We start from the raw sequence: 8,300 nt of genomic DNA on the forward strand, positions 1-8,300 counted from the left end.
CGCCATCTGTCAATCGCCGCGGTTCAATCGCCGCGGTTCAATCGCCGCGGTCGAGCAGTTGCCGGCGCAGGGCCTGTTCCCCGCGGCCCAGCCACTCGTGCAACGCCCGGCTGCTCCGGTGCAGGTGATAGCTGCGGGGCAGCCAGCCGGCCAGGCCGGGCGGCGGGGCGCTGGCGAAGTCGGTGGGGGCGGGGATCACCGTGAGCCCGGCGCGCTCGAACTCCGCCATGGCCCGGGGCAGGTGCCAGGCCTGGGAGACCAGGGCGATGCTCTCGACCTCCGCGATGCGCAGCATCTCGGCGCTGTAGCGGGCGTTCTCGGCGGTGTTGCGACTCTGCCCCTCCATCCACGCCACCGGCACCTCGAATACCTCACGCAGCGCCGCGGCCATCAGGCTCGCCTCGGCGCTGTGCTCGTCGTGGACCCGGCCGCCGCTGACCAGGATCGGCAACCCGCTCTGGCGGTGCAGGTGGGCGCCGTAGGCGAGCCGACGCCAGCTGGCGTTGGCGGGGGCGTCGCCCCAGCCGAACTCCGGGGCGAGGTAGTCGCGGCCGCCGCCGAGGATCACGATCGCCTCGGCCGCCTCCCACTGACCCGGGCCCGAGAGCGGTGGCGGCTCCAGGCCCTGGCGCAGGGCGTGGCTCGCCACCGGGGTGGCGAGCACCAGCAGCCCGCCCAGGCCGAGCACCACCAGCAGCCCGCCGACCAGCCGCATCCGCGACCAGAGCAGGCCCCCGAGCAGCGTCACCAGCACGTTGGCGAGCGGCGGCAACAGCAGGTACTTGAGCATCTCCATGTCGGTCTCCCTCCCTGTCAGTTCGCCCGGGATGGGGCGGTGCCGTCGAGCAGGTCGAGGCGGCGGGTCGGCCAGTGCACCACGGCCGTGCGGCGGATCATGCGCTCGGCCAGCGCCGGGTGCTCGCGGCGGATCACCCGGCTGGCGAAGTCCGCGAGGAAGCGCGATTTCAGCTCGGCCCGGGCGCGGTCGACGCCGACATCGCGGTAGGGCGTCGAGGCCAGCAGCATGAAGCCGTCGTCGGGGATGCGGCCGGCACGCATGTTGGCGTCGATGATGGCGGCCGCGGTACCGATCGGCTCCGAGAGGTCCGGGCTGTAGGGGCCGACGATCAGCGCCGTGTTGGGCAGGTGCAGGAAGTCGAAGCCGCGGCCGATGCAGATCACCCATTCGCGATGCTCGATGTCGAGGTCCCGGGCGACGCCGCGCAGCGAGGCCACGTGGGTCAGGTTGCCCGCGAGCAGCGGCAGCAGGTCGCGGCGGATGTCGCCGGGCATGTCGGGGCAGAGCCGGGCGACGCGCCGGTCGAGGTCGGGGGCGTCGCCCGGGGCCAGTTCACCGATGTCGAGGGTGGCGTCGGCGTCGCCATGCACGATCAGGGCGTCGCCGTCGGTCTCGAAGCCGCACACCAGCGGATAGACGGTCTGGCGGTCGTGACCGAACAGCCACTGCGCCTGGGTGCGGATCTCGCGGGCATGGGCCAGGGCCGCCGTGGCGTCGCAGTCGAAGCCGGCGCAGCCCCGCGCGCGTTCGCCGCGGGAGAAGTGATAGGTGATGATCATCAGGGCGCCGTGACCGGCACGGATGGCCTCGCCCACGGTGTCGACGAGCATCTCGCCGAGGTAGGGCCAGCCCAGGTCGAAGATGCCGCCCAGGTTGCGGAACGGGGTGATGATGCCCAGCGGGGTGCGGGTGGCGTGGGGCAGGTGGATGCGCCCGTCCATGCACTTCATCACCAGGATGCGGGTGGGGTGGGCGGCCAGGTAGCGCTCCCTGGCCAGCGCGGCCGAGGGGCTGCAGAAGGTCTCGGCGTGTTCCCGCGCGAGCGCCAGCAGCGCCTCGATGCGCTGCTCGATGGGACGGTCGTGAATTCGCATGGGACGACTCGCTGGTGGCGGTGAGTTGTTGTTGTCGCCCTTATCGTCCGTCAGCGGTGCCGCCGCTGCCAAGTCGCTGTTGGTCGCAACCCCACCCGCGTCAGGCGATATCGACCTTGTCCTTGAACTCGCAGAGGTCCTCGATCACGCAGCTGCCGCAGCGCGGCCGGCGGGCCACGCAGGTGTAGCGGCCGTGCAGGATCAGCCAGTGGTGGGCGTCCTTGAGGAACGCCTTCGGCACGTGGCGCAGCAGCTTCTGCTCCACCTCCACCACGTTCTTGCCCTTGGCCAGGCCGGTGCGGTTCGCCACCCGGAAGATATGGGTGTCCACGGCGATGGTCGGCTCGCCGAAGGCGGTGTTGAGGATGACGTTGGCGGTCTTGCGGCCCACGCCCGGCAGCGCCTCCAGGGCGGCACGGGTGCGCGGCACCTCGCCACCGTGCTGCTCGACGAGGATCCGGCAGGTCTTCATCAGGTTCTCGGCCTTGGTGTTGTAGAGCCCGATGGTCCGGATGTGCTCCTTGAGGCCGTCGAGGCCGAGCTCGAGGATCGCCTGGGGCGTATTGGCCACCGGGTAGAGCCGCGCGGTGGCCTTGTTGACCCCCACGTCGGTGGCCTGGGCGGAGAGCAGCACCGCGGCGAGCAGCTCGAAGGGGGTGGTCCAGTCGAGCTCGGTGGTGGGCTCGGGGTTGTGCTCGCGCAACCGCGCGAAGATCTCGAAGCGTTTCTGGGCGTTCATCTCGGGGCCGGGTCCGTGGAGGTCAGCGTGATGGGGTGATGTCGAGGGCGGTGCGGGCGTCGTCGAGCAGCCTGGTCGCCTGCGCCACCTGATCCCGGGCCGTCGCGATCGCCTCGGCAACGCCCTGGCGCTCGGCATGGGCCAGCTGCTGGCGTGCCCGGCGCAGGGCCTGTTCGGCGGCCTTGACGGCCATCTGTCGTTGACGCTGCTCGAGCCGGTCGTCCGAGGCGCCGCGGCTGGCGCGTGAGGTCTGGCGGATCAGGCGCCGCTGGCGTTCCAGGCGCTTGTCCCGTGCCTGGCGTTCCAGGCGACGGTTGCGTGCCTCGAAGCGCTGGCGTCCCCGCTCGGCGCGTGCGGCCAGGTAGTCGCGCCGCTGGGCCTCGGTGTCGGCTGCCACCCAGTCGGGGTGGGGCAGCAGGTCGATGCAGTCGACCGGGCAGGGGGCCACGCAGAGCTCGCAGCCGGTGCACTCGGTGGCGATGACCGTATGCATCCGCTTGGCGGCGCCGAGGATCGCATCGACCGGGCAGGCCTGGATGCACTTGGTGCAGCCGATGCACTCGGCCTCGCGGATCCATGCCACCAGGGGGAGCTGGGCGGGCCGTTCGAGGGGGGCGGGCTCCCGCCCGGTCACTTCGGCCAGCCGCCTGACGGTGGCGTCACCGCCGGGCGGGCAACGGTTGATCGGTTCGCCCGCGGCGATGGCCTCGGCATAGGGGCGACAGCCGGGATGGCCGCACTTGCCGCACTGGGTCTGCGGCAGTTCGGCGTCGATGGCATCGATCAAGGCGGGAAGGCCCGTCACATTCGCTCCTCGGTGGGATCGTCGGCAGCGGTGCTAACAGGCCGATATTGTACGCCCTTTGCGACTACCGAGGTACCTCAGCCCTGGGCCGAATCCGCGATGGCCCGGCGATGGAGCTCGACCCGGTTGCGCCCGCTCTCCTTGGCTCGGTAGAGGGCCTGGTCGGCGGCACGCATCAGGGCGGCGGGGTCGCAGGAGTGGGAAGTGCCCCGTGCCGCCGCGCCGATGCTCACGGTGACGACGCTGTCGCTGGGCGACGTGGCATGGGGCAGGGCGAGGTCCGCGACGGCAAGCCGTAGCGCCTCGGCATGCCGGTGGGCCTCGTCGAGGGGGGTGTCCGGCAGCACCACGCTGAACTCCTCGCCCCCGGTGCGTGCGACCAGGAACCCCTGCTTGCCCAGGCACTGCTCCATGCGATCGGCAAGGGCCACCAGGCAGGCATCGCCGGCCTGGTGGCCGTAGTGATCGTTGTAGGGCTTGAAGTGGTCGATGTCGACCATCAGCACCGCGACATCGGCCCCCGCTTCCAGGCTCTCGTCGAGCGACTGTCGCAGGCGCTCATCGAAGAGGCGGCGGTTGGCCAGCCCGGTCAGCGGGTCATGCTGCGACAGGTCGAGCAGGTCGGCCTCCTGCTGTTGCTGGTGTTCGAGCAGGTGCTGGAACTCCCGGGCCAGGGTGCCGATCTCGTCGCGGCGCTTCAGCAGCGCTTCGGGGGTCGAGGCGGCCATCCGCTCCCGGTGCAGGTGCTGGGTGAAGCGGGAGAACTCGCGCAGGGGCCGGAGCACCATGCGCTCGAGCAGCAACAGCACCACGATCAGCGTCACGAGCAGCACGCCGCCGGTCCAGTAGAGCGCGAAGCGAAAGGTCTCCAGGCTGCTCTGGTAACGCTGCCGGGGCAGGTCGGCGGCGATGCGTACCCAGTGGGTGGCGGGCAGGGCGGCGACGTGTCGGCTTGCCAGCATGCGTGTCGGGGAGAGCCGTTCCAGGCTCTGTTCGGGGGGCGCGCCATCGACGGCGAGGGTCTCGAGGGTCATGTCGATGCCGGTGGTCTCGCGCAGTTGCTCGACCCACATGGGCGTGATCGGCCGCACCATGGCCAGCCAGCCTGCCGGGGGCGCTTCTTCCTGGTTCATGTAGATGGGCGACAGCCCGACCAGGGCCAGTTCGGGCGCCGCCAGCAGCCGGGTGTGGGTATCCTCCGCCAGCCCCGCCTCGATCGTGCCCAGCAACAGCTCGACGGTGTCGCGGGCCCAGTCGCAGGGGGGCATGAGCCCCGCGCAGGAGGTGAAGTCACCGTCGTCGTCGAAGCCAGCGATCCAGTAGGGCCGGTGCTCGGCGGAAACGAACATCATCAGGCTCAGGTCGAGGGTCTCGAGGGTGCTGTCGTAGAGGTTGGAGGCGACGTATTCCGGCCGCTCGTCCCGCACGAACCGATAGGTGTCATCCCACCAGGCCCAATCCTCGACCAGGCGCCCCATATGCCTCAGCTCGGCACCGATGGCCCGTTCGGCCCGGTCGAGCTCGGTGCTGGCGTACTGGCTCTCGTCCTCCAGCAGGACCGGCATGATCTGGTAGCGGGCGATCAGCACCAGGGCCAGCATGGCCAGGCAGAGCACGCCTCCCAGGGCCAGGAAGAAGCGGTGACTCAGGGAGGAGAGGAAAGGCTTCATTAGCAAGCTGCCATAAAAGATGCATGAGGTATGCAGGATTTATCGGCAGCCAACCCCTCGCCTTGAGCGGAAAGGCGCATGGCATGCCGGCGCCCCGGCATGCCTGGGAGTGGCTCAGCGGACACGCTGCCCGGGTTCGGCGCCGGAGTCCGGCGAGAGCAGGTAGATGCCCTCGTCGCTGCCGGCGGCCAGCACCATGCCTTCCGACACGCCGAAGCGCATCTTGCGCGGTGCCAGGTTGGCGACCATCACCGTCAGCCGGCCCTCCAGGGCCTCCGGGGCATAGGCGGCGCGGATGCCGGCGAACACGGTGCGGGTCTCGCCGCCCAGGTCGAGGGTCAGCTGGAGCAGCTTGTCGGCGCCCTCGACATAGTCGGCCTTGGCGATCCGCGCGATGCGCAGGTCGACCCTGGCAAAGTCGTCGAAGGCGATCTCGGCGGCGATGGGCTCCTCGGCCAGCGGCCCCCTGGGAGCGTCCTTGAGCTTCTGTTCTTCCACCAGGTCCTCCTTCGATGCCGCCATCATGGCATCGATCTTGTCCCGCTCGATGCGGGTCATCAGCGGCTTGAACTTGTCGATCTCGTGATCCACCAGCAGGTCGTGGCGGCTGTGCCAGGCGAGGGTCTCCAGCTTCAGGAACTCGCGGGCCCCCTCGGCCATGGTCGGCACCACCGGCGCCAGGTAGACCATCAACTGGCGGAACAGGTTGATGCCCACCGAGCAGATCTCCAGCACCTCCTGCTCGCGGCCGGCCTGCTTGGCCAGCACCCAGGGCTCCTGCTCGGCGATATAGGTGTTGGCCTCGTCGGCCAGCTCCATCACCTTGCGCATGGCGCGGCCGAACTCGCGGGCCTCGAAGTCCTCGGCGATGCCGTCGCCGGCGGCGATGAAGCGTGCCACGAGGTCGGGCTCGGCACAGTGCGCCGAGAGCCTCCCGTCGGCCAGCTTCTTGACGAAGCCGGCGCAGCGGCTGGCGATGTTGACCACCTTGCCCACCAGGTCCGAGTTCACCCGCGCCGCGAAATCCTCGAGGTTGAGGTCCAGGTCGTCGACCCGCGAGGTGAGCTTGGCGGCGAAGTAGTAGCGCAGGTACTCCGGGTTGAGGTGCTCGGCGTAGGTGGCGGCCTTGATGAAGGTGCCGCGGGACTTCGACATCTTGGCGCCGTTCACGGTGACGAAGCCGTGGCAGTTGACCGCCGTGGGGGTGCGCAGCTTGGCGCCGTGGAGCATGGCCGGCCAGAACAGCGCGTGGAAGTAGACGATGTCCTTGCCGATGAAGTGGTAGACCTCGGCGTCGGAATCCTTCTGCCAGTAGGCGTCGAAATCGATGCCCTCGCGGTCGCAGAGGTTCTTGAAGCTGGCGAGATAGCCGATGGGCGCGTCGAGCCACACGTAGAAGTACTTGCCCGGGGCGTCGGGGATCTCGAAGCCGAAGTAGGGCGCATCGCGGGAGATGTCCCACTCGTTGAAGCCGGACTCGAACCACTCCATCAGCTTGTTGCGGATCTGCGGCTGGACGTGGCCCTCGTCGATCCAGCCCTGCAGGAAACGGGCGAAGTCGGGCAGCTTGAAGAAGTAGTGGGTGGAGCTGCGTACCTCGGGGGTGGCGCCGGAGATCGCCGACACCGGGTCGATCAGCTCGGCCGGGGTGTAGGTGGCGCCGCACGCCTCGCAGTTGTCGCCGTACTGGTCGTCGGCCCCGCACTTGGGGCAGGTGCCCTTGATGAAGCGATCGGCCAGGAACAGCCCCTTCACCGGGTCGTACATCTGCTCGATGTCGCGGGTGGCGATATGGCCGGCGTCGCGCAGCCGGGTGTAGATCAGCTCGCTGAAGTAGCGGTTTTCCTCGGAATGGGTCGAGTGATAGTTGTCGAAGGCCACGCCGAAGGTCGCGAAGTCCTGCTGGTGCTCGCGGGAGACCCGCTCGATCAGCGCCTCGGAGCTGAGGCCCTCCTGCTCGGCGCGCAGCATGATGGCGGTGCCGTGGGCGTCGTCGGCGCACACGTAGTGGCACTCGTGCCCGCGGCTCTTCTGGAAGCGCACCCAGATGTCGGTCTGGATGTACTCCAGCAGGTGGCCCAGGTGGATCGAGCCGTTGGCGTAGGGCAGGGCGCTGGTGACCAGGATCTTGCGCGGATGGCGTGCGGTGTTCGACATGTCGGCTCTGGAATTCCCAAGAAAATCAGACCCTCGATTGTAGCCATCTTCGACGTCCACTGCACCCGCCGCGCCCATCTGTAGCACTGCCCTGGTGACTCGGTTAGACTAGACGCGCGCAAGGCAGGCACGTCAAAGGAATTGACGGCCGTAGCCGCCGCTCAGAGCGCTTCGCACGTCACACTCCCATGGAGCTGCGAAATAACGACTGATCATTCATGGAGGAACCACCATGCGACTTCACCATACCCTGCCGCTGCTGCTGGCCACCGCTATGCTGGCCGGCTGTGCAAGCAGCGCCCTCTCGCCGCGCTACACCAGCGAGAACCCCGACATCATGCGCATCGGCGACGATCGTCCCGCCGACCCCGAGAAGACCACCGAGGACCTCGGCTCCTACTGCGTCGAGGTCACCGAGACCTGGAACGCCCACGGCACCACCCCGGACGGCCAGAGCCTCTGGGCCAAGGACACCGCCCGCGCCGTCGTTCCCTGCGACTGACCCACTTCAATCGCAGCACCCCCCCGGCCCATGCCCCGCATGGGCCGGAACCCCGCTTTTCATAACGCCGAGGCCGCCGACTGCCTCCGGGATCTGCCCCCAGAACGCCGAGGCTGCCGATTGCCTCCGGGGTCTGCCCCCAGAACGCCGAGGCTGCCGATTGCCTCCGGGGTCTGACCCCCGGGAGGTCGAGGTCGCCGTGGCGAGCCCATGCCACCGACCCCTGTCGAGCACGGGGTCAGACCCCAAAGAAGCCACCTCGACGCCTTCATCTTCGAATACGCCGCCATCGTCGCGACAGTCGAGAATTGATCACCGCCATCAGCGACGCCTCCGGGGTCTGACCCCCGGGAGGTCGAGGTCACGGCGGCGAGCCCATGCCGCCGACCCCCATCGAGCACGGGGTCAGACCCCAAAGCGGGTATTGCCGCCATCAGCGACGCCTCCGGGGCCTGACCCCCAGGAGGTCGAGGTCGCTACAGCGAGCCCATGCCGTGCCGCCGACGCCTGTCGGGCACGGGGTCAGACCCCAAA

At 69.2% G+C, this 8,300-nt stretch carries 7 protein-coding genes; 1 reads left to right on the forward strand and 6 read right to left on the reverse strand.

Annotated elements, in window-relative coordinates:
* Positions 1 to 37 precede the first annotated feature (37 nt).
* From C1H66_RS09290 to metG, 6 genes are all read right to left on the reverse strand, one after another.
* Positions 38 to 796: a YdcF family protein gene (locus C1H66_RS09290; RefSeq protein WP_102627608.1), complete on the reverse strand. Its 759-nt coding sequence runs from the start codon at positions 794 to 796 to the stop codon at positions 38 to 40.
* A gap of 17 nt (positions 797 to 813) precedes the next feature.
* Positions 814 to 1,893 (reverse strand): hypothetical protein, encoded by a 1,080-nt coding sequence (locus C1H66_RS09295; RefSeq protein WP_102627609.1) that lies wholly within the window; start codon positions 1,891 to 1,893, stop codon positions 814 to 816.
* 100 nt (positions 1,894 to 1,993) lie between these two features.
* Positions 1,994 to 2,632: an endonuclease III gene (nth, locus tag C1H66_RS09300; protein WP_102627610.1), complete on the reverse strand. Its 639-nt coding sequence runs from the start codon at positions 2,630 to 2,632 to the stop codon at positions 1,994 to 1,996.
* Between the two features lie 22 nt (positions 2,633 to 2,654).
* Positions 2,655 to 3,437, reverse strand: coding sequence for an electron transport complex subunit RsxB (gene rsxB, locus C1H66_RS09305; protein WP_102627611.1), 783 nt, complete (start codon positions 3,435 to 3,437; stop codon positions 2,655 to 2,657).
* 77 nt (positions 3,438 to 3,514) lie between these two features.
* Positions 3,515 to 5,107 carry a GGDEF domain-containing protein gene (locus tag C1H66_RS09310; protein ID WP_102627612.1) on the reverse strand — a complete coding sequence of 531 codons (1,593 nt, stop codon included), beginning with the start codon at positions 5,105 to 5,107 and terminating at the stop codon, positions 3,515 to 3,517.
* Between the two features lie 114 nt (positions 5,108 to 5,221).
* Positions 5,222 to 7,264 carry a methionine--tRNA ligase gene (metG, locus tag C1H66_RS09315; RefSeq protein ID WP_102627613.1) on the reverse strand — a complete coding sequence of 681 codons (2,043 nt, stop codon included), beginning with the start codon at positions 7,262 to 7,264 and terminating at the stop codon, positions 5,222 to 5,224.
* A 232-nt stretch (positions 7,265 to 7,496) separates the two neighbouring features.
* Between metG and C1H66_RS09320 the strand changes: the two genes are divergently transcribed.
* Positions 7,497 to 7,766, forward strand: coding sequence for a hypothetical protein (locus C1H66_RS09320; protein ID WP_102627614.1), 270 nt, complete (start codon positions 7,497 to 7,499; stop codon positions 7,764 to 7,766).
* The last annotated feature ends 534 nt before the right edge of the window (positions 7,767 to 8,300 follow it).

This window comes from Halomonas heilongjiangensis (genome assembly GCF_002879645.1).
Taxonomy (GTDB): Bacteria; Pseudomonadota; Gammaproteobacteria; order Pseudomonadales; family Halomonadaceae; genus Halomonas; species Halomonas heilongjiangensis.